This window comes from Actinomyces gaoshouyii (assembly GCF_002072175.1).
GTDB lineage: Bacteria > Actinomycetota > Actinomycetes > Actinomycetales > Actinomycetaceae > Actinomyces > Actinomyces gaoshouyii.
The window spans coordinates 113,870-133,861 of sequence record NZ_MVIV01000004.1; the positions used below are offsets into that span (position 1 = coordinate 113,870).

Genomic DNA, 19,992 nt, shown 5'->3' on the forward strand with positions numbered 1-19,992 from the left:
TGCACCGTAGCACTGATGCCTGGAAACGCGCGTTCCCACCTCAGGAAGTCGGGCGGGCGCCGACGATGGCGCCCAAGTCACCACCGGTGGTGAAGCAGGTGCGCTCGCCGGTGTGACAGGCGGCGCCGATCTGGTCCACCTCGACCAGGAGGGCATCGCCGTCGCAGTCCAGGCTGACGGCCTTGACGTACTGGGCGTGCCCGGAGGTGTCCCCCTTTCGCCAGTACTCCTGGCGGGAGCGGGACCAGAAGGTGACGCGCCCCTCGGTGAGGGTGCGCCGCAGGGCCTCATCATCCATCCAGCCGACCATGAGCACCTCGCGAGTGTCCCACTGCTGGATGACAGCGCACACGAGCCCCCGCTCATCCCGCTTGAGGCGGGAGGCGATAGCCTCATCGAGGAGAGGCGGGAGGGCGGTGGGCGCGTCATGGCTCATGGGCGCATCCTCGCACGGCGGGGTACTGCCGGGCGGCATGAGCATCCCTGGTCGGGCGCGTCGGGGCGGTACGGCTCGTAGCCGGCCGCGTTCGGATCGAAGCCCCTGCCGGGGGACAGCATCCTCAGTTTCTGCGAGCAATTCCGTGCGCGAGTCATCGGCCGCAGAGCCGCGCCCTTCGACGACTCGGCCATCCGTGGGTTCCAATTCAGCCAGGGGGCCCGAGGAGGGGACTCACCCGCGCCCACATACCCGGGAGGTTCCGCAGGACGAGGAACCCGACGCAGGCGATGCCGTAGCCGACTGCCTCGGCGGAAGTGAGGAGGGGACCAGGGCGCCCGGCCAGTCGGCGGGCGGTCCAGCGCGCCACGAAGAGGACCGCGACGACCTCGGTGGCCAGGGCGAAGGGGTTGTAGGCCAGGGCAGTGGCCAGGTCCCCGTCGATGAGCGAGGCCGTGGCCCGAGTCCCTCCGCACAGCGGACACCAGAAGCCGGTGAGGCGGTGCAGTACGCACAGGTCAGGCATCCTCGGGAAACGGTCGGGTGCGAGCGCGTTGCCGAGGATGATGAAGACCGCCGGTAATCCCCAGGAGGCAGCGGCCGCGACCGTGGCGATAGCGATTCCCCGACGGGAGGAGGCACGGCCGTCCCAGGGCCCCGGGGGGTCAGTTCGCGTTGTTGATCGAGTCAATGGTCGCCTGAAGGCTGCCCGTAGCGATCGCGAAAATGGTCATCGCCACAGAGATCACGCCCAGGACCACACCCGCAATAGCCATTCCCTTGTTCGTGGCCTCGCCCCTGCCGGCGGCGCGCATGCCCATCGCGCCGAAGATGATCGCCGGGATTCCCGTGAAGATTCCGCACAGGAGGATGAGGCAGCCGCAGACGAGCGCGGTGATGCCCATCCAATTCTTCTCAGTCGGGTTGGGGCCGAAGCCATTCGACATCCCATAGGGGTTGACTCCCTGCTCGGGGAACTGCGGTGCCCCGTTGCCCGGGTACTGGGGCATGCCGTTACCGGGAATCTGGGGGTCGGGATAGTTGCTCAACGTAAGCTTCCTTATCGGTCAATGGCAGCGCTCCTGCCGGGGCGAGGGAGTACCGCGCCATGCGCCGCAGACTCCGTGTCCGCAGCCGACCGTACAGGCTGGAGCACCGGGACACCAAGCCGCGTCCGGGCCCCGGTCTCAGCGAACGGGGTGGCCCGCGGCGCGCAGGGCGTCCTTGGCCTGGCCGATGGTCATCGTGCCGTAGTGGAAGACACTGGCGGCCAGCACTGCGTCGGCGCCGTGGTCGGCGGCGGCGGCGAAGTGCTCGGGCTCGCCCGCGCCGCCCGAGGCGATGAGGGGGACACGCACCGCCCGGCGGACATCGTCGAGCATGGCCAGGTCGAAGCCGCCGGTGACGCCGTCGGCGTCCATGGAGTTGAGCAGGATCTCCCCCGCGCCAAGCTCAGCGGCCCGCACCGCCCACTCGATGGCATCGATGCCGGTCGAGCGGGTGCCGCCGTGGGTGGTGACCTCGTAGCCCGAGGGGGTGCTCACGCCGCCGGGGCAGCGTCGGGCGTCCACGGACAGGACGATCACCTGGTTGCCGAAGCGCTCGGCGACCTCGGTCAGGAGCTCGGGGCGGGCGATGGCAGCGGTGTTGATGCCCACCTTGTCCGCGCCGGCGCGCAGGAGCCGGACCACGTCGTCGGCACTGCGCACTCCCCCGCCGACGGTCAGGGGCACGAAGACCTGCTCAGCGGTGGCCGAGACAACCTCCAGCATGGTGGCGCGGCCCTCGGAGGAGGCGGAGACATCCAGGAACGTGATCTCGTCGGCCCCCTGGGCGTCATAGCGGCGGGCGAGCTCGACGGGGTCCCCGGCGTCGCGCAGGCCCTGGAAGTTGACGCCCTTGACGACGCGCCCGTCCTTGACGTCAAGGCAGGGGATGATGCGGACGGCGACGCTCATGGATTCACTGCTCCTGGGTTCAGGTGGTGGATGGGCCGGATCAGTTCCCAGCGGTTGCGGCGGGCGCTGCGGGGCTGGGCGCTCGGCTCGATAGCTCGGGATCGGTGCCGACGGTGGGAGTGGCGCCCGGGCTGGCTCCAGAAGCCTCCGTCTTGGGTTCCTCAATGGCGAGGACATCGACGACGACAGCCACGGGTCTGTCCCCCCGAGCCTGATCGGCGGGCAGGGCCAGGACAACCCTGCTGCCCACGGGCACATCCACGAGGTGGTTGCGCAGCCCGGCATAGGTCTTGGCGCTGCTCAGCTCAACGGCGACGGGCAGGGCCGTGGCACCGTAGTCATTGGTGATGACGCTCCCGTCGGTCCAGGAGACGGCCTGGACGCGGGCGATAATACGGCTGTTGGAGTGGACCTGCTCGCCCGTGCCCTGGATGAGTATGACGGCGGTGGAGCGGGTGGGAGCGGGGAGACCGGTCACGGAGAGCGTGACCGCCCCGGCGTCGCCGGGGATGACGGTCGGCATGCCTGCGACAGGCGCGACAGCCGTGCCCGAGGCGGTGGTCGGCAGGACATCGATGACGGTGATCTCGGTGGACGGAGTGCCGTCGACGACGACCGGGCCGCGCAGGACGAGCCGGGTGCCCTCGGTGGTTCCGGTGATGATGTCGGTGAGGTCGTTGAGTGAGGCCTGGTCGACGCTCACGCTCACGAGGCGCCGACTGGTGTGCTCCTCACCCGAGGAGCCCGCGCTGAGGGAGGTCGTGTTCCTCCCGTCCGTGCCGGAGAAGGTCGCGATGGACAGCAGCGCGGCGTCCCCGGGCTGGAGGGCGCGACCCTCACCGGTGATGAGGGTGTCGATGATGAGGGAGGACGGCGCGCTCAGTGGCGCCGTCAGCTTGACCACCGGTGTGGCGCCGACTCGCCCGGAGACCGTCATCGCCTGGTCCAGTGGGGTGTCCGCCGGGAGCATGGCGGCACCGGTGGGGCTCGCCACCGCCCTGCTGGCCGGTGACTTGCCGTTCACAGTGGACAGGACCAGCGGGATGATGATGATCGCCGCCACCGCGAGGCAGACGAGGACGAGTGCCGCATGCCCTCTGGGTCGGGAGCGGTTGAGCGCGGCGCCGAGGGCGCGCTGCCCGCCCGTCGTGGAGAGCGGCTCCGGGGTCTCGAGTGCGTCCTCCGCCACCACGCCGTCGGAGGCGGACCGGACTTCCGGGAATCGGGGTTCGGCGGCCCGGCGCTGCGCGGCGAGGCGCTCAGCCGCCATCCTCTCAGCCTCCCGGCGCTCGGCCTCGATCCGGGCGGCCTCGGCGCGCTGGGCCCTGAGGCGGGCCTCCTCTGCCGCGCGTCTGCGCTCGGCCGCCTGGCGCTGCGCGGCCTCCCGGCGCTCGGCCTGCACCTCTCCCAGCCGCTCCAGGCCCCTGCGCTCGCGACGGGTCAGCGGACGGGTGCTCTCGAGCCCGTCGTCGTTGTCATCGTGGTTCGTCATAGGGGAGCCTCGCGGAGGACGTCCGCGCTCTGACGCCTCATCGCGTTCAGGGCGGACATGAGCTTATCGACTCTCTCATCCCACGTGGCGAAGGGATCGCGAAGCGCGATGGCCGGCACCTCCTGCCCGCCTGAGCCGGCGTCGAGGCGCAGGTTGACCCAGTCGGCGGCCAGGTCGGCGCGCAGATCCTGGGCCAGGCCGATCGCCGCGCCCCGCAGGGCCGCCCTCGTCGTGGCCGGCGGGGTGCTCATCGCAGCCCGGCAGACGTCGTCGTCGAGGTAGCGGCGCAGCATCCCGGCGGCCTCGAGGCGGGCCCGCAGTCCCTCCTCCGGGGACACGTCATGGTAAGCCAGCGCGAGGCGGGTGACGCGCGGGTCGTCGAGTCCGGTGCCGGCACGCTCGGCGTAGCGGGTGAGGAGCTGGTGCTTGGCGGCCCAGTCGAGCTCGGTGTCCACGGCTCCGGGGTCCTGCGCGCGCAGGGCCTCCAGGCCGCGCTCCCACAGGTCGAGGACGGCGGACTGGAGGGGGCTGAGGTCGAGCTCGGCGTGGGCGTGGGCGCGCACACGCGCCAGGTGCTCCCCCTGCAGGTCCAGAGCGGTGATGCTGCGCCCGTCCTTGCGCTCCAGGAGCGCCGTCCCACTGAGATCGTGGCAGGTGTCCCGAATGGCGCGCATGGGCTCGGCGAGCTCGAGGTCCGCCAGGTTGCCCCCGGACTCGAGGTAGTCCAGGAGGAGATCCATGGCCCCCGCCTTCAGGAGCGTGGAGCCCTGGGCGATGTTGGAGTCCCCGACGATGACATGCATGCGCCGGTAGAGCTCGGCGTCGGCGTGGGGCTCATCGCGGGTGTTGATGAGGGGGCGCGTGCGGGTGGTGGCAGAGGACACGGCGTCGTGCATCTGGTCGGCGCGCTGGGAGAAGACATAGCGGGCGGGGGCGCCGGTGACCGGGTCGGCGGGCAGCACGTGCCCGGCGCCCACGAGGATCTGCCGGGTGACCAGGTGCGGGACGAGGGTACGGGCGTCACTCCAGAAGTCCCCCCGGCGGTGGACGAGGTAGTTCTCATGGCAGCCGAAGCCGCTGCCCTCGGCGTCGAGGTTGTTCTTGAGCAGGTGGATGCGCCCGGGCACGCCGGCCGACTCGAGCCGGGCGTTGGCCCGGGCGGCGAGATCGGCCATGGTGAGCTCGCCGGCGCGGTCCTGGGCGAGGAGGTCGGCGAGACGGTCGCACTCGGCGGTGGCGAACTCCGGGTGGGAGCCGACGTCGAGGTAGAGGCGGGCGCCGCCCCGGGTGAAGACGTTGGAGGAGCGGTGGGCGGCGATGACGGGGGCGAAGAGCTCGCGCGCAGCGTGATCGGCGTCGAGCGGCGCCGCGCCGCCAGTGGTGGAGGCGCAGGTGATGCCGTACTCGGTCTCGATGCCGATGATCCGCCGGGAGGGCGGGCGGCACCCGCCGTCAGCCGCGGCGCTCACTCACTGACCGCCCTTCTGAACGAATCCCTGGACGAAGGCCGCCGCGTTGGTCTCCAGGACGGAGTCGATCTCGTCGAGGATGGCGTCGACGCCAGTGGTCTGGACCTGGCAAGCCGCGCTGGTGACCTCGGACTCGGTGCCGCCCTCGCCGCCGGAGGGCCGGATCTGCTGCGCTTCCTGGCTGGTCATGGTCGTTCCTTCGCGTTGGCCCGACGGTTGGAGCGGGTGGGTCGGGAGTGAGGGGCGGTCACTGGACCAAGTCTCCCCCACCTTGGGCCGCGCGCTCAATCGCCGTGAGAAGTCCCTCAGTCTCGGCCTCGGTGACGGCGACGGCGCCTGGCAGGGCGACTCGGATGAGCTGGGGGCGCTGGGGGGCATCGATGACGAGGCTGGTCCAGGAGGCAGAGACGACCTCGGGGATCGTGGCGATCGCGCGGCCCCGCACGGCGGCGCGGGTGCCCGCCGGCGGGGTGTCGGCGGCGGCCTCGATCCGCGAGGGGTCGAGGAGGCGGCGGACGCGGCCGGCGGCGTCGAGGCGATCGACGACGGACCCCTCGCGCAGGTCGCCCCACGTGATGTCGAGAGCGGCCAGGCGCGGATCGCTCCAATCGGTGCCCGAGCGCGCGCGCAGGCCCTCGCAGAGCTGCATCTTGGCGGCCCACTCGATCATGGGTGCGGCGGCCGCCACCGGCTGGAGGTCGCCCGGCGCGGCGGCGATCGCCTCGAGGAGGCCCAGCGCCTCCTCCCACAGGGCCAGGGCGCGGGCGGTCTCCTCACCGAGGTTCTGCGCACCAATGCCCCCGTAGTCGGCCTCGAGCGCGGCGGCGATGACCTCCAGGAGCGAGCGCTGGATGGCGACGGCGCTCATGGGCCCGCCTTGGGTGGTGAGCGCGTAGGCGAGGGTCGCGTCGTGGGAGAGGGCCCACTGCTGCTCGACGGGGTCGCCGAGGATCCGCAGGGGCGCCAGGGCTCCGATCCCCTCGCCGCGCTCGTGGGAGCGCTCCAGGAACCACAGGAGAAGGTCGGTGGTGGCGATCTTGAGATAGCCGGGAACGTCGAAGCGGTTGGCGTCGCCATTGATGACGTGGAAGCGGCGCCAGCGGGCTGCGTCGGCATGGGGCTCGTCGCGGGTGTTGACGATGGGCCGGTTGAAGGTGGTCTGCAGGCCGATCGGGCAGCCAATGAAGTCGGCGCGCTGGCTCATCTGGAAGCCGGGGCGCTCACTGCGCTCGCCCAGCCCCACGCGCCCTGCGCCGACGACGACTGGCCGGGTCATGAGGAAGGGCGTCAGGGCCGCGGCGAGGGCGTCGAGGGGCAGGTCGCGACGCACGAGGTAGTTCTCGTGGCTGCCGTAGGCAGCGCCCTTGCCGTCGGTATTGTTCTTGTACAGGACGATCTCGGGACCGCCGGAACGGGCCCGGGCCTCCATGGCGCGCCGGGCGATGACCTCTCCCGCCCGGTCCCAGGCCAGGGCGTCCGTGGGGGTGAGGGCTTCCGGGGCCGAGTACTCGGGGTGGGCGTGGTCCACGTAGAGGCGCGCGCCGTTGGCGAGCACAGCCGTGGTGGCTCGGGGAAGCGCGGCTTCCTCGTCACTCGGCCTGGGGCGAGTCCCCCAGTCGAGGCCCACGGGGCCGCCATCGGCGGGCGCATCGCCGGAGGGGGCGGGGGCGGTGGGGTCGTCGGTGAGCTGGCTGGGGTGGGCGGCGGCACGGTCGATGCGCCCGCCGCGCAGGTCCGCCAGAGGATCTTCCCCCTCGTAGTCCCAGGTCACCGAGGCGGCACCGGGCAGGCCCGGGCGGGAGCGGGCGGCGTAGGCGTCGACGATGAGGCTGGAGAGCACGACGGGGTTGGCGCGGGAGTTGCCGGGCTCGGTGACGCCGAACTCGGTCTCGAGGCCGACCGGCCTCGTCGTGGGGCCGAGCGCGGCGACGGGAGCTTGGGCAATAACGGGCATGGATGTGGCTGAGGTGGTCATGCGCCTTCCTGCGTCTCGTGGGGCCGCGCGGCGCTGATGGCGGCGCCCAGGCGCCGAGCACCGCGGATCGGCCCGGACTGGGCGCCGATGAGCCTGGCCCATCCCTCGGGACTGGTGGCACCGGTGATCTCCTCATTCTGCCGTGCCTCCTCGGCCACGGCGGCCAGGAGACGGGCAGTGGAGAGCCCTCCCGCCCCACCGGAGAGCTCGTCCTTGATGGCGGCGGTCTTGGCGCGGGCGACGATCTGGGCGAGCATCGCCCCGCTGACGAGGTCGCCGAGGTGGAGGGTCCGGGTGGCGCCGGAGGTGTAGGAGACCTCGAGGACCGCGGTGGCGGGCGAGCGGGCGTAGAGGGCGTCGACGGCGGCGGCGCGCATGGCGGCGGCCGCACTCTCGCGGTCACCGCCGTGGGCGGCGAGCTCGGCCGGATCGAGGGGGATGTCGGTGGTGAGGTGCCGGGCGAGGATGTCGAGGGCCTGGGCGGCATCGGGGCGGGAGACGCGGATCTTCACGTCGAGGCGACCGGGGCGCAGGATCGCGGGGTCGATCATGTCCTCGCGGTTGGAGGCGCCGATGATGACGACGTTGCGCAGGGACTCCACGCCGTCGATCTCGGCCAGAACTTGCGGGACGATCATAGTCTCAACGTCGCTGGAGACCCCGGTGCCGCGGGTGCGGAAGAGGGCCTCCATCTCATCGAAGAAGATGATGACGGGCCGGTCCTCGGCGGCGGCCCTGCGGGCCTGTTCGAAGATGGCGCGGATCTGGCGCTCCGTCTCTCCGACGAATTTGCTGAGCAGCTCGGGGCCCTTGATGTTGAGGAAGGCGGCGGTGCGACCCGTGGCGCGCTCGCCGCCGGTCCCGTCGCCGCCGGCGGCGAGTGATGTGGCAACGGCCTTGGCGATGAGGGTCTTGCCGCATCCGGGCGGGCCGTAGAGGAGGAGGCCCTTGGGAGCGCGCAGCCCATAGGCGCGGTAGAGGCCGGGATGGGTGAAAGGCAGTTCGAGCGCGTCTCGGATGGCCTGGATCTGGGGGCCGAGGCCGCCGATGTCCTCCCAGGTGACGTCCGGCGTCTCGGCTACGACGAGCTGCTCAACGCTCGTGCGCTCGATGATCGCGGTGGCCACGTCCGCGCGCAGGTCGGCGGCCAGCGTGGTGCCGGGGGCGAGGGCGCCAGCGTCCAGGGCGCCGCCGAGCCGCAGGACACGGGTTGCGCCGGAGCCGGTGGTGACAAGGGCGCGGGTGTCATCGAGGACCTCGTCGAGGACGACGGCCTCGCCGGTGTCGGGCTCGGGAAGGGCGTCGACGACGAGCATGGCGTCATTGACGGCGACGAGCTGGCCGATGCGCAGGGCCCCGGGGTCGAGGCCCGGGCGCAGGCCGAGGCTCATGATGCGCCCGCCGAGGAGGACGAGGGCCTCGGGGGCGGAGGCGCTCACGGAGGCAGCGGCGACGGAGGCGGACTCCTCGGCACGGTCTGGGGCACGGTCTGGGCGGGTGCGGAGGCCGGTGAGGAGGGCGAGGGTGACGGGCGGGTGGGTGACGGCGTCGAGCTGGGCGCCGAGCTCGGCGATCCGCTCTCGGGCGGAGGTGAGGGCCCGGGTGAGGCGCTCGTTCTTCTCGGCCAGGGAGACGGCCTCGGCGCGGGCCTCGCGCAGCTGGTGGCTGGTGAAGGAAGGCGCGGGCATGCCCAGGTCGGCGGTGTCAGTCATCGAGGGGCTCCTGCGGGGCGTCGTCGCCCCCGGCGGTGGGGACGCCGGGGAGGACGGGGGTGGCGTCCTCGGGCTGCTTGGCGAGGCAGTCGCGCAGGACGCGGCGTACCTTCCGGTCGGTGCTCGTGCGCTCGCGCACGTCCTCGGGGATCCAGTGGCCGGCGTCGTCGTAGGCTCCGCGGGCGGGTGGGCGCTTGCGCGTCAGCGGTGCGCTGCCGGGGGCCAGGCGCCGGGCGGTGAGGAGGAATCCGGTGTGGGCGACCATGCGGTGGTCGGGGCGCACGGACAGGCCATCGACGTTCCAGGTGCGCACCATGGACTCCCAGGCCTCGGGCTCGGTGAAGAGCAGGCTGTGGCGCAGGGCCTCGACGGTGCGCGACATCTGGGTGGTGGTGGCGACGTAGGCGAGAAAGAGGCCGCCGGGGGCCAGGACGCGGGCGGAGGCCTCGATGTTCTCCCAGGGAGCGAGCATGTCCAGGATGACGCGGTCGATGGAGGCGTCCTCGACGCGAGCGGCGACGACGTCGTTGAAATCGCCGGTGCGCAGCTCCCAGGCGGGATGATGGCCCCCGAACCAGGAATCGACGTTGGAGGCGGCGATGGCGGCGAAATCCTCGCGCCGCTCGATGGACATGAGGCTCCCGGTCTCCCCGATGGCCGACAGGAGGTTCATCGTCAGGGCGCCGGAGCCGACGCCGGCCTCGAGCACGCGGGCACCGGGGAAGATGTCGCCCAGGGCGATGACCTGGCCTGAGTCCTTGGCATAGACCACTTGGGCGCCGCGGGGCATCGACAGGACGTAGTCGGCGAGCAGGGGGCGCAGTAGGAGGAGCTCGTGGCCGGAATCGGTGGTCAGGACGGTCCCCTCCTGCCTGCCGACGACATCGCGGTGGCGGAAGGAACCGCGTGCGGACTGGAAGTAGCCTTGGGGATGGAGGTGGAAGGTGTTCTTGGAGCCCTTGACGTCGGTGACCTGGATGCGCTCGCCGTAGCGAAAGGGGCCGCGGCGCCCGGCCTGGCCCAGGACCTCCTGGGTGACGTGGCGCGGGGGGAGTTTCGGGGCGGCCTGCGGGTTCTGAGTGTCCTGCTCGCTCATCGGCCCCAGTCTATGCGCCGCCCCTCCCCCTGCCGTGCTCCTCTCGCAAGACCGGGCGAGCAGCGCACCGAGCACACAACCTCCATGCGTTACTTCGATCACAGGGCTGAACGCCTCACCCCAGCGAAGATGGCGAGGTTTGAGGATTGCTTCTTCCTCAGACCCTCCTAGCAGCCGCCAGGTCCGCAGGATCATGCGGTCCTTGAACGATCAAACACTGCAATTCGGCCGAGCAATCCTCAAATCTCGCCATGTCACCCCGCACACCCCTCACACCCCGGGCAGGCGGCGCTGGGAGGGCGCGCGCCCCACGAGAAGGTAGGCGGCCCAGGCGCCGATGATCCCGGTGAGCATGACGGCGACCATGGGCACGGCGCTGGCACCGCCCCCGGAGCTCGCCAGCGGCGCGGAGATCCCCATGGCGATCGCCTGCACGACGCCCATGAGGGCGCTGGCCGCCCCGGCCACGTGCCGCACCTCGCCGAGGGCGAGCGCGCTGGCGTTGCCGAAGATGAGGCCCTGCGCCGCCATGGTGAGCACGAAGCCCGCGCACAGCGGCACAAGCGCCACGCCCCAGGCCAGCACAGCCAGGGTCACCAGTGCGATCCCGCCCCCGGAGATCCCGAGCCCGACGGCGATGAGCCGCCGGGGCCGGTAGCGCCCCACGAGCCGGGAGTTCGTCAGCGCCATGAGCATGTTGGCCCCGGCGGTACAGCCGAAGAACACGGAGTACTGCATGGCGGTGAGTCCCTTGGTCTCCTGCAACACGAAGGAGGAGGCGGAGATGTAGGCGAACATGGCGAAGCCGGAGAACGCGGAGGTGAGCATGTATCCCATGAATCGCTTGTGGCGCACGAGCTCGGCGAATCCGCCGGCGAATCGGCGCAGACCCCCGTGGCGGCGGTCAGATGCCAGAAGGGTCTCGGGGATGACGATCGCGGCCATGGCCATCATGAGCAGCCCGAATCCGGCCAGGCACCAGAAGATCATCCGCCAGGTCGCCGCGGACAGGACGGCGCTGCCCGCCACGGGGGCGAGCATGGGGGCCAGGCCGCCCACGGCCATGAGGATGGACATGATGCGGGCGAGGCGGTCGCCGTGGGCGACGTCGACGAGGACGGCGCGCCCGACGACGGAGGCGATTCCCCCGCCGAGGCCCTGGAGGATCCGCCCGGCCAGAAGGATTCCGATGCCGGGTGCGAGGGCGCAGACGACGCCGCCGAGGGTGCAGATGAGCCCGCCGGTGATGATGGGGCGGCGTCTGCCGTAGCGGTCGGAGGCGGTTCCGCCCGCGAGCTGACCCGTGCCCATGCCGATGAAGAAGGCGGTCAGGGTCAACCCGACGGCGGTGGCTGAAGTGCCGAGGTCGGTGGCGACTTGCGGGAAGGCGGGCGAGTACATGTCCGTGGCGAAGGGCGGCACGGCGTTCTGGATGGCGAGGGCGATGATGAGGCCGGCAGTGATGGGGACCTCGGGGCTCCGGGATGGGTTCATGCGTTCCTTCTACTCGGATGAGTGGTCCTTCGGGTCAGCGGGCGCCGGTGGGGACAGCGCCGATCATGCGTCCACTGTCGACAACGATGAGCCAGCGGGAGACGGTGCGCGCCGTTTTGAGGGCGTCGGCGGCCTCCTGGCCGGTCAGGGAGGTGGTGATGGCCGCGACGGGCAGGACGGTGCAGGCTTGCTCGGCGGTGGCTCCCTCCCCCCTGACACCGAGCTCGGCCAGGCCGGCGGCGTCGATGGTGCCGAGGATGGTGGGGCCGTCGGTGATGAGGGCGAGGGCGGCGCCGTCGTCGAGGGCGGCGCCGACCTGGACAAGCGGCGCGGCGGCGGGGAGCGTGGCGATGGGACGGGCGAGGGAGCGCAGGTCGAGGCGGGCGGCGGCGCGCTGGGCGCCACCGAGGCCGAGGATGCGCCAGCTGGTGGAGCCGATGGTCCAGCCGACCATGGCGGCGAGGATGAGACTGGTGGGGCTGGGGCGGTGGTGGTCGATGAGGAGGGGCTGGAGGAGGTAGAGCCAGGCGATCCCGGCGACGACGGCGAGCCCGCCCCAGGCGGCCGCCTTGAGACCGGCGCCGCGGTTCCCGGTGGCCTGGGCGACGAGGGAGGCGAGGGCCTGGCCGCCGTCGAGGGGCAGGCCGGGCAGGGCGTTGAAGATGGCGAGGGCGAGGTTGAGCCAGGTGATGGCCCACAGGGCGACGTAGATGGCGGGGGTGGTGAGGGCGCCGAAGTCGAGGACGGTGCGACCGGCGATCCATAGGAGCGCATTGGTGGCGGGGCCGGCGAGGGAGCAGACTGCGTCGCGCCAGGGGGACCAGGCGCGACGGGGCGGGCCGAAGCTGGTGCGCCCGCCCCACAGGAGGAGCTCGTAGCGGATGGGTGGGCGGCCGAGGGCGGCGCCGACCAGGCCGTGGGCGAGCTCGTGGAGGAGGATGGAGATGGCGACGCCGATGACGGTGGCGGCGACGGTTCCCAGGACGACGACGATGCCGGCATCCCCGAGGGCGCTGGTGACCAGGGGGTACCAGGAGGCGGCGATGATGAGTCCGAGGAGCAGGGATGTGGAGGACACGACGACGGGCGCGCCGCCGATCCGCCCCAGGGCCATCTCCCCGTTGCGCGTGGCTGCAGATGGCATGCGCCTGAGACTACCGGGATGGGCGGCCGGTCAGCTGGTGGCGCCCATCAGGATCATTGAGATCGAACTCATTAAAGACCGATACAAGGGCAGGGATGACAGCATCCTCAATCACCCCTATTTCACCGTCACTGCCCGCATCTTCACGAACCATCCTCGACTGGAGACGGTGCGGTGAAACGCTACCCGCACGGATAGCATCATTATCCGTCTTCGAGACGATGCCGCGCCCGCAGAGGAAGAGGCTTATTCATAGGGGTATTCGGGGTGTTTAAGGGGGCGACATCGCGGAGCCGGCCAGCGGCCTGCTTGCCATCGTTGCTCAGCGCGGCCCTGCCGCCCTCGCCGCCTTCCCGCACGGGCGTCCTCCCCTCCCCCTCCCGCCAGCCGGATTCTTGTCGGAGCCTCGGGGTACGGTGCCACCATGACAGTAGACGGCACGGCGCCCGCAGCGCACTCATCCCCCGAGCCGCCCGCCGCCCCGGCCACCACCCGTCCGCGCGCCACGGGCCCGGGCGTCGGCCGATCCGCGCGCAGGGGACCCCGCCGGGCGGCGCTCTCCCCGTCGCGTGCCAAGGACTTCCTCCAATGCCCCCTGCTGTTCCGACTGCGCACCGTGGACGGCCTGGCCGAGCCCGGCTCGCTCGCCACCCACAAGGGCACGCTCGTCCACGCGATCCTCGAGCGCCTCTACGACCTGCCCGCGCGCGATCGCACCCCGGAGGCCGCCCTCGCCATGCTGCCCGAGCAGTGGGAGGCTCACCGCGCCAAGAGCCCGGAGGTCATGGGGCTCTTCGAGGAGCCCGCGCAGATCGAGGCCTGGCTCGGCCAGGCGCGCGACCTCATCGCCTCCTACTTCCACATGGAGAACCCCCAGCGCCTCGCCCCCGCCGAGCGCGAGCTCTTCGTGGAGACCGAGGTCGCCGACGGCCTGCTCATCCGCGGCTTCGTCGACCGCCTCGACATCGCCCTCGACGGCGCCATGCGCGTCGTCGACTACAAGACCGGCAAGTCCCCCTCCCCCAGATTCCAGGAGGAGGCGCTGTTCCAGATGCGCTTCTACGGGCTCGTCCTGTGGCGCCTGCGCGGACGGGCCCCCGCCCGCCTCCAGCTCCTCTATCTCAAGGACGGCCGCACCCTCACCCACGACCCGCACCTGCGCGAGCTCGAGGCCGCCGAGACGCGCCTGGCCCGCATCTGGGACGACATCGAGGACTGCGCCCACGCCGGCACCTTCGCCCCCAGGCGCGGCCCCCTGTGCGGCTGGTGCGCCTTCCAGGCCCACTGCCCCCTCTTCGGCGGCAAGACTCCCCCGCTGCCGGACGACGGCGTCGCCCGCCTCCTCACCGCCCGCACCAGCGTCGCCTCGGCAGGCTCCCGCTGAGGCACCCAGCCCGCTCGGTGGGCCGCCTCACGTGGACACCGCTTGCCATGGCGGTATCCGCACCGATAGCGTCCGAGCACGTCGCCGCACCTCGCGGCGCCACGACTGAACGGACGATCGCATGAGCACGGACCACGCACGCCGCAACCGCACCGCTCTCGGCGAGGTTGCCATGTGTATGCGCTGCCTGGTCCAGGCGATCTGAGGGCTGCGCTCCGCAACCAGCATCCGACGAAGCACCCCCTCACCGGCCATGGCGCGATGACCGCGCCGGCCTCCCCGGACCAGGCGCACCGCTCACCCGACACCCCGGGTGACAGCACCGTGCGCCCCAGCAGCCACCGACCGCGCAACGCGTCGCCGCGGCGCCACTGCCGCTGCCAGCGCCTGCGCACCATGGCGCCGCACGCCCCGTCCACCCGGGCCCTCCCAACAACCGGGCGCCGCACCCGCGCCCCGCCCCAGGAAGGACCCCCATGATCATCACCGGACTGATCACCGGAGCCGCCCTCGGCTTCATCCTCCAACGCGGCCGCTTCTGCATCACCGGCGCGTTCCGAGACCTCTGGGTCTCGCGATCCTCCTTCTGGCTCACCGCCTTCCTCATCGCCATCGCCGTCCAGGCCGTCGGCGTCTTCGCGCTCACCCTCACCGGCAGCATCGCCCCGGAGGCGCCCCAGCTCTCCGTGGTCGCCACCGTCGTCGGCTCCCTCCTCTTCGGAGTCGGCATCGTGCTGGCGGGAGGCTGCGCCACCGGCACCTACTACCGCGCCGGCGAGGGCCTCGTCGGGTCCTGGTTCGCCCTCATCGCCTACGCCCTGGCGGCCGCTGCCGCCAAGACCGGCATCCTCGCCGGCCCCAGTCGATGGGTGAAGGGCCTGTGGACCACCGAGCTCACCACCATCCCGGCCACGCTCCACCTGCCCCAGTGGGTCGGAGTGGCCGCCCTCGCCGTCGGAGTCGCCCTCCTGGCCCGCAGGCAGCTGCGCCTCACCGCGGCCCGCGGCCCGCAGTTCAGCCTGCCCGCCCGCCGCACCGGCCTGTCCCACCTGCTCCTGGAGAAGCGCTGGAATCCCATGGCCACCGGTGCGATCGTCGGGATCGTTGCGGCCGCGGCCTGGCCCCTGTCATGGGCGACCGGCCGCGAGGACGGCCTGGGCATCACGACGCCGTCCGCCAACCTCGTCGGCGTCATCGTCACCGGGGACACCAGCCGTTTCGACTGGGGTGTCCTGCTCGTGCTGGGCATCCTCATGGGCTCCTTCATCGCCGCGAAGGCCTCCGGCGAGTTCCGCGTGCGCGTCCCCGACGCCACCATCATCATCCGCTCCATCCTGGGCGGCCTCCTCATGGGCATCGGCGCCGCCTGGGCCGGCGGCTGCTCCATCGGCAACGCGCTCGTGCAGACCTCCCTGCTGTCCTGGCAGGGCTGGGTAGCGCTGGTCTTCCAGGTCCTCGGGGTCGGGGCCGCCGCCTGGGTCCTCCTCATCCGCCCCCGCCAGAAGCGGCGCGCGGCCCGAGCCGCCCGTGCTGAGGCGACCGACGCCTCCGCCCCCTCACCCGCACTCGAGGCCGCACCCGCATGACCCGCGGGGCGGCGCAGCTCCCTCCCGCCCTCATCGCACCGCTCCTCCACCACACTGAAAGGACCCCATCATGCGCACGATCCTCGAGACGAACGGCCAGGTCTGCCCCTTCCCCGTCATGGAGGCGGAGGAGGCCATGGAGGACCTCGAGGCCGGCGACGAGCTCGTCATCGCCTTCGACTGCACCCAGGGAACAGAGACTCTGCCCGCCTGGGCCGCCAAGAACGGCTACACCATCACCGAGTTCGAGACCGTCGGCCCCGCCTCCTGGACCATGACCGTGCGCAAGTAGCGGAGACCCCCGGTAGATGGGGAGGGGTGGTGGCTCCGGTCCGCAGGGCCGTCACCGGGTCTGCGGGAGCACCGGAGGGCGCCCAGCGCCCGATGGTGCGAGGGACCGACCCGCGGACCGGAGCCACCACCCCGACCCGGTACGCACGACACGAGAATTCGACGCCGGGACAGGTACCTTTGGCACCATGGAGTACAGGAGACTGGGCCGCACCGGCCTGCGCGTGTCCACCGTCGGCCTCGGCACGATGACCTGGGGCAGGGACACCGATGAGGTCGAGGCCAAGGACCAGCTCGGGATCTTCCTCGACGCAGGCGGCACCCTCCTGGACACTGCCGCCACCTACACCGAGGGCCTGGCCGAGCGCACCATCGGCACTCTCCTGCGCGACTACGTCAACCGCCAGGACCTCATCATCGTGTCCAAGGCAGGGGTTCGCACCTGGCGCACGGGCGATGGCCCGGCCACCGCCGACGCCTCACGTGGCACGCTCCTGGACAGCCTCGACGCAACCCTGGAGACCCTGGGCACGGACCACCTCGACCTGTGGCTCGTCCAGGTTCCCGACCCCGCCACCCCCCTGGAGGAGACGGCTGACGCCCTGCGCCGTGCCGTCGCCTCCGGTCGGGCCCGCTACGTGGGGGTCTCCAACCATCCCGCATGGGCGAGCGCGCGCGTCGCCAGCCTGCTCGCCGAGGGCCCTGAAGCGCCCGGGATGGCCGCTGTCGAGGTGGAGCACTCCCTGCTCAACCGAGGCATCGAGAGGGAAGTCATCCCCGCCGCCGAGGCCATGGGCTTCGGCGTCATCGGCTACGCGCCACTGGGCCGGGGGGTCCTCAGCGGCAAGTACCGGGCCACAATCCCCGCGGACTCGCGAGCCGCCTCTCCGCACCTGCGCTCCTACGCCTCGGCCTACCTGGGCAGCGAGCACCGGGGCATCGTGGAATCGGTGGCCACGGCCGCCGCCGGCCTGGACCGCAAGCCCGTCGAGGTGGCACTCGCCTGGGCCCGCGACGCCGAGGGCATCGCCTCCACAATCGTGGGCGCCCGCACCCCGGCGCAACTCCAAGGAGCGCTCTCAGCGCAGGACCTCGAACTGCCCGCGCAGATCCGCCACGCCCTCGGCGAGGTCAGCGCCCCGAGGATCGGATACCCCGAGAGGTTCTGACCGATCAGGCCGCCGCGACGGGGCCCGGGAGATCAATCCTCATCGTCGTAGTCGACGTCGTCATCCTCATCATCGTCGTAGTCGACGTCGTCATCCTCATCGTCGTCATCGATGATGTCGTCATCATCGTCGTCCCCGTCGTAGGTGTCGAAGGGGAGCTCGATGCCGTAGGCGGTGAAGAGGACGTCGTCGTAGGTGAAGAAGGCATCCTGGAGGGCGTTCTCAGCGGCGACCACTGCCGGCGAGTTCTCGTCACCCGTCGCGGCGGCGTCGAGGTGGGCCTCGAAGGCGGCGATGAGTCGGTTGAGCGCGGACCGCGGGTCGTTCGTCATGGCGCCAGCCTACCGGCATCCCCCGGCGGCGCGCACCACATCAGCGCCCTGGCCCCGCGGGAGGGGACCAGGACGCCCGCGGCCGCAAGCGGGCGGAGGGCGATGAGCGTCAACCGACCAGGCCGAGCTGCTCGCGCAGATTCTCCGTGAACAGGTCCTCGCCCTTGATCCGATTGGTGAACTCGGGGCCCTCGACCACCCTCATCCCGTCCTTGAGCACCTGGGAGGCGCCGCCGACCGGGCCCAGCGGGAGCACGACGAGATCGGACTGGGGCGTGTAGGAGGCCGACGGCTCGCGGCCCGCCATGATGTCCTGGATGTTCTGGGCGACGACGGCCGCGTGGTCACGAGCGTGCTGGGCGCGGTTGGACTCGCGGACGTCGGCGATGTCCCCGATGGCCCACACGCCCGGGTGATCGATGACCCGCAGCTTGTCATCCACGCGGATCGTGCCGTCATAGCGGCGGATCTCGTCGTAGTCCTCGCCGAGGAAGCCCGTTGCGGCGCAGGCCCCGTAAGCGCGGAACCAGATATCGGCCTCGATGGTGCGCCCACCGGTGGTGGTCACGCGGAAGGGGGCGAGCCCGCCGACGTCGATCGGGGGCAGGTAGGCCAGGGTGTCCCCGGTGATGATCTCGACGCCGCGCTCGGCGAGCTGGGCGGCGATCGAGTCGCGCAGCTCGGCCTTGTAGTCGCCCTGCGGCAGGATGGTGGGGCCGGCCTCGACGATGGTCACGCGCAGGTCCGGGAAGGCGGAGGTGAGCTCGCCGGCGAATTCCAGGCCGACGGCGCCCGCGCCCAGGATGAGAGCGCGCTTGGCGGACTCCAGGCAGACTCGCACGCGCTCGATGCGGGCCTTGGCGATCGCCGTGGTGGACTCCAGATGCTTGGCGGGGAACGGGTAGTTGGTGCCCGTGGCGAGCACGAGGTGGTCGGCCTGGATATCGCCCTCGCCGGAGACCTGGACGGTGGTGCCCTTGACCGCCATGGCGGTGCCGCGCACCACGCGGCCGTTGATCAGGAGCTTGTCGTAGGGCAGGAAGATCCTCTCCGACCACTCCTTGTCCACCGCCGCGCGCAGGGAGGCGGCGTGGTGGACGAAGGCGTCCTTCTGCTCGACCAGGGTCACTTCGGCGATGCCGTCGAGCGCCTTGGCCAGGGTGATACCGCCGTAGCCTCCGCCGACGATGGTGACACGTGCCATGGGGATCCTCTCACGGGGGCCGGGCGCGGATCCGTCCTCGGACCGGGCCGACCGATTCTGGTGCGGGCCGGGCCAGGCTATCCCGATCCCGGCGCGCTTCCCAAGACCGGTCATCCCCGCGCGGCGGCCTCGCGCTGCTCGCGCAGCACTCGGGCCACATCCGGCGGGAAGTAGCCCGGGCCCTTGAGGACCTTGCCATCCTCGCGGTAGATCGGGCGCCCGTCCTCCCCCAACTTGGACATGTTGGAGCGCTGCACCTCGGCCAGCACGGCGGCCAGGTCGATGCCGGTCTCCAGGGCCATCCCATAGATGACGTAGACGAGGTCCGCCAGCGCGTCCGCCGTCTCGACGATATCCCGGGAGCCGTCATCGGCCGCGCGCGCCCGGGCGCAGGCGGCCTCGATCTCCGCCCTGGCGGCTCGGCCATAGACGGCTCCGGTCAGCTCGGCGAATTCCTCGGCGATGAGGCTCATCCGCATATCCAGGCTCTCACGGTCCAGGCTCGGCCCGTCGGTGCGGATCGGGAGGCCGTAGACGTGGTGGAAGCGCCGCACGAGGGCCTCGGGGTCATCGCCCTCGCGCTCGCCGACGCCGTCGTGCGCAACGAGCGGGGCCTCCGCGGGTACCGCCGGTCCGTCCCAGGGGGCCGCAGGACGCCGGGGCTCGCCGGCCAGGAGCGTGGCCGTCCACTCGTCGAGGCGGCGCCCGCCGCGGACGCGGGCCGCGCGTCGCAGCCCCTCGCGGGTGAAGCCGAGGGACCAGGCGATCCTCCACGACGGCCAGTTGGGCACGCCGTCCTCGATCCAGCAGCTCCAGGACACGGCGGGAAGGGCCAGGGCACTGGGATCGAGAGCTGCATCGACGACGGCGCCCGCCGCCCGGGTGGCCACTCCCCTGCCGCGGGCCTCGGGCGCCACCCAGAAGCCGAGCTCGCCCCTGCCGGACGAGTCGATGCGCAGCCCGATCATCCCCACGGGCCTGCCAGCCGCGCCATCCTCGCCCGCGTCGCGCCGTTCGCGGATAGCCCAGGTGAGCTCGCGCCCCGTCTCCCAGCCGGGGGCGACGACATCGGTGAGGTACTGCCTCGCGTCGTCGAGCGAATAGGGCGAGGGGACGAGCGTCCAGCGGTGGATCTCGGGGTCCTGGCAGATCTCGCGTACCCGCTCGGCGTCGTCCATCGTGGGTGCGGACAGGAGGAGGCCCGGGCGGCCAGCCTCGGCTGGGACGGTGATCTCGAAGGGCTGCATGCC

General features: G+C 71.7%; 19 protein-coding genes. 4 read left to right on the top strand and 15 right to left on the bottom strand.

All coding sequences use genetic code 11. From position 1 onward, the window contains the following. Positions 1 to 40 precede the first annotated feature (40 nt). The 12 genes from hisI to B1H50_RS05125 form a co-directional block, all read right to left on the bottom strand. Positions 41 to 436 (bottom strand): phosphoribosyl-AMP cyclohydrolase, encoded by a 396-nt coding sequence (gene hisI, locus B1H50_RS05070; protein WP_095532487.1) that lies wholly within the window; start codon positions 434 to 436, stop codon positions 41 to 43. 208 nt (positions 437 to 644) lie between these two features. Continuing rightward, a complete protein-coding gene (locus B1H50_RS05075) occupies positions 645 to 962 on the bottom strand; it encodes a DUF2752 domain-containing protein (protein ID WP_080462685.1) in 318 nt (105 codons plus the stop codon). A gap of 139 nt (positions 963 to 1,101) precedes the next feature. Further along, the gene (locus tag B1H50_RS05080; RefSeq protein WP_229657910.1) at positions 1,102 to 1,485 is read right to left on the bottom strand and encodes a DUF4190 domain-containing protein; all 384 of its coding nucleotides are present in this window, start codon (positions 1,483 to 1,485) and stop codon (positions 1,102 to 1,104) included. Between the two features lie 138 nt (positions 1,486 to 1,623). Continuing rightward, the gene (gene hisF, locus B1H50_RS05085; RefSeq protein WP_080462686.1) at positions 1,624 to 2,394 is read right to left on the bottom strand and encodes an imidazole glycerol phosphate synthase subunit HisF; all 771 of its coding nucleotides are present in this window, start codon (positions 2,392 to 2,394) and stop codon (positions 1,624 to 1,626) included. Positions 2,395 to 2,434: 40 nt separating this feature from the next. Next, complete coding sequence (locus B1H50_RS05090; RefSeq protein ID WP_080462687.1) at positions 2,435 to 3,886, bottom strand: FKBP-type peptidyl-prolyl cis-trans isomerase; 1,452 nt, start codon at positions 3,884 to 3,886, stop codon at positions 2,435 to 2,437. Continuing rightward, positions 3,883 to 5,355, bottom strand: coding sequence for a Pup--protein ligase (gene pafA / locus B1H50_RS05095; protein WP_080462688.1), 1,473 nt, complete (start codon positions 5,353 to 5,355; stop codon positions 3,883 to 3,885). Before pafA ends, B1H50_RS05090 begins: the two co-directional genes overlap by 4 nt. Continuing rightward, the gene (locus tag B1H50_RS05100) at positions 5,356 to 5,544 is read right to left on the bottom strand and encodes a ubiquitin-like protein Pup (RefSeq protein ID WP_080462689.1); all 189 of its coding nucleotides are present in this window, start codon (positions 5,542 to 5,544) and stop codon (positions 5,356 to 5,358) included. It abuts the gene before it with no gap. Positions 5,545 to 5,602: 58 nt separating this feature from the next. After that, a complete protein-coding gene (locus tag B1H50_RS05105) occupies positions 5,603 to 7,330 on the bottom strand; it encodes a proteasome accessory factor PafA2 family protein (protein WP_080462690.1) in 1,728 nt (575 codons plus the stop codon). Further along, positions 7,327 to 9,042: a proteasome ATPase gene (arc, locus tag B1H50_RS05110; RefSeq protein WP_080462691.1), complete on the bottom strand. Its 1,716-nt coding sequence runs from the start codon at positions 9,040 to 9,042 to the stop codon at positions 7,327 to 7,329. The genes B1H50_RS05105 and arc overlap by 4 nt, the downstream gene beginning before the upstream one ends. Then, on the bottom strand, positions 9,035 to 10,138 hold the full coding sequence (locus B1H50_RS05115) for a tRNA (adenine-N1)-methyltransferase (RefSeq protein WP_080462692.1): 1,104 nt from the start codon (positions 10,136 to 10,138) through the stop codon (positions 9,035 to 9,037). Before B1H50_RS05115 ends, arc begins: the two co-directional genes overlap by 8 nt. A 270-nt stretch (positions 10,139 to 10,408) precedes the next feature. Next, positions 10,409 to 11,632, bottom strand: coding sequence for a multidrug effflux MFS transporter (locus B1H50_RS05120; protein WP_080462693.1), 1,224 nt, complete (start codon positions 11,630 to 11,632; stop codon positions 10,409 to 10,411). A 34-nt stretch (positions 11,633 to 11,666) separates the two neighbouring features. Then, a complete protein-coding gene (locus tag B1H50_RS05125; protein WP_188640709.1) occupies positions 11,667 to 12,776 on the bottom strand; it encodes a site-2 protease family protein in 1,110 nt (369 codons plus the stop codon). A 424-nt stretch (positions 12,777 to 13,200) separates the two neighbouring features. Between B1H50_RS05125 and B1H50_RS05130 the strand changes: the two genes are divergently transcribed. The 4 genes from B1H50_RS05130 (at position 13,201) to B1H50_RS05145 (ending at position 17,206) form a co-directional block, all read left to right on the top strand. Further along, entirely contained in the window at positions 13,201 to 14,160 is a 960-nt protein-coding gene (locus B1H50_RS05130) for a RecB family exonuclease (RefSeq protein ID WP_080462695.1), read from the top strand. Between the two features lie 476 nt (positions 14,161 to 14,636). Further along, on the top strand, positions 14,637 to 15,746 hold the full coding sequence (locus B1H50_RS05135) for a YeeE/YedE family protein (RefSeq protein ID WP_080462696.1): 1,110 nt from the start codon (positions 14,637 to 14,639) through the stop codon (positions 15,744 to 15,746). Between the two features lie 70 nt (positions 15,747 to 15,816). Continuing rightward, entirely contained in the window at positions 15,817 to 16,038 is a 222-nt protein-coding gene (locus tag B1H50_RS05140; protein ID WP_080462697.1) for a sulfurtransferase TusA family protein, read from the top strand. A gap of 187 nt (positions 16,039 to 16,225) precedes the next feature. After that, complete coding sequence (locus B1H50_RS05145) at positions 16,226 to 17,206, top strand: aldo/keto reductase (RefSeq protein ID WP_080462698.1); 981 nt, start codon at positions 16,226 to 16,228, stop codon at positions 17,204 to 17,206. 32 nt (positions 17,207 to 17,238) lie between these two features. On the opposite strand, the gene B1H50_RS05150 is transcribed toward B1H50_RS05145, so the two are convergent. The 3 genes from B1H50_RS05150 to B1H50_RS05160 all read right to left on the bottom strand — a co-directional run bounded on the left by B1H50_RS05150 (position 17,239) and on the right by B1H50_RS05160 (position 19,989). Further along, positions 17,239 to 17,538, bottom strand: a complete 300-nt coding sequence (locus B1H50_RS05150; protein WP_080462699.1) for a DNA primase — start codon at positions 17,536 to 17,538, stop codon at positions 17,239 to 17,241. A gap of 109 nt (positions 17,539 to 17,647) precedes the next feature. Next, complete coding sequence (locus B1H50_RS05155) at positions 17,648 to 18,742, bottom strand: NAD(P)/FAD-dependent oxidoreductase (protein WP_080462700.1); 1,095 nt, start codon at positions 18,740 to 18,742, stop codon at positions 17,648 to 17,650. A 110-nt stretch (positions 18,743 to 18,852) separates the two neighbouring features. Beyond that, positions 18,853 to 19,989, bottom strand: a complete 1,137-nt coding sequence (locus B1H50_RS05160; protein ID WP_080462701.1) for a GNAT family N-acetyltransferase — start codon at positions 19,987 to 19,989, stop codon at positions 18,853 to 18,855. Between the last annotated feature and the right edge of the window lie 3 nt (positions 19,990 to 19,992).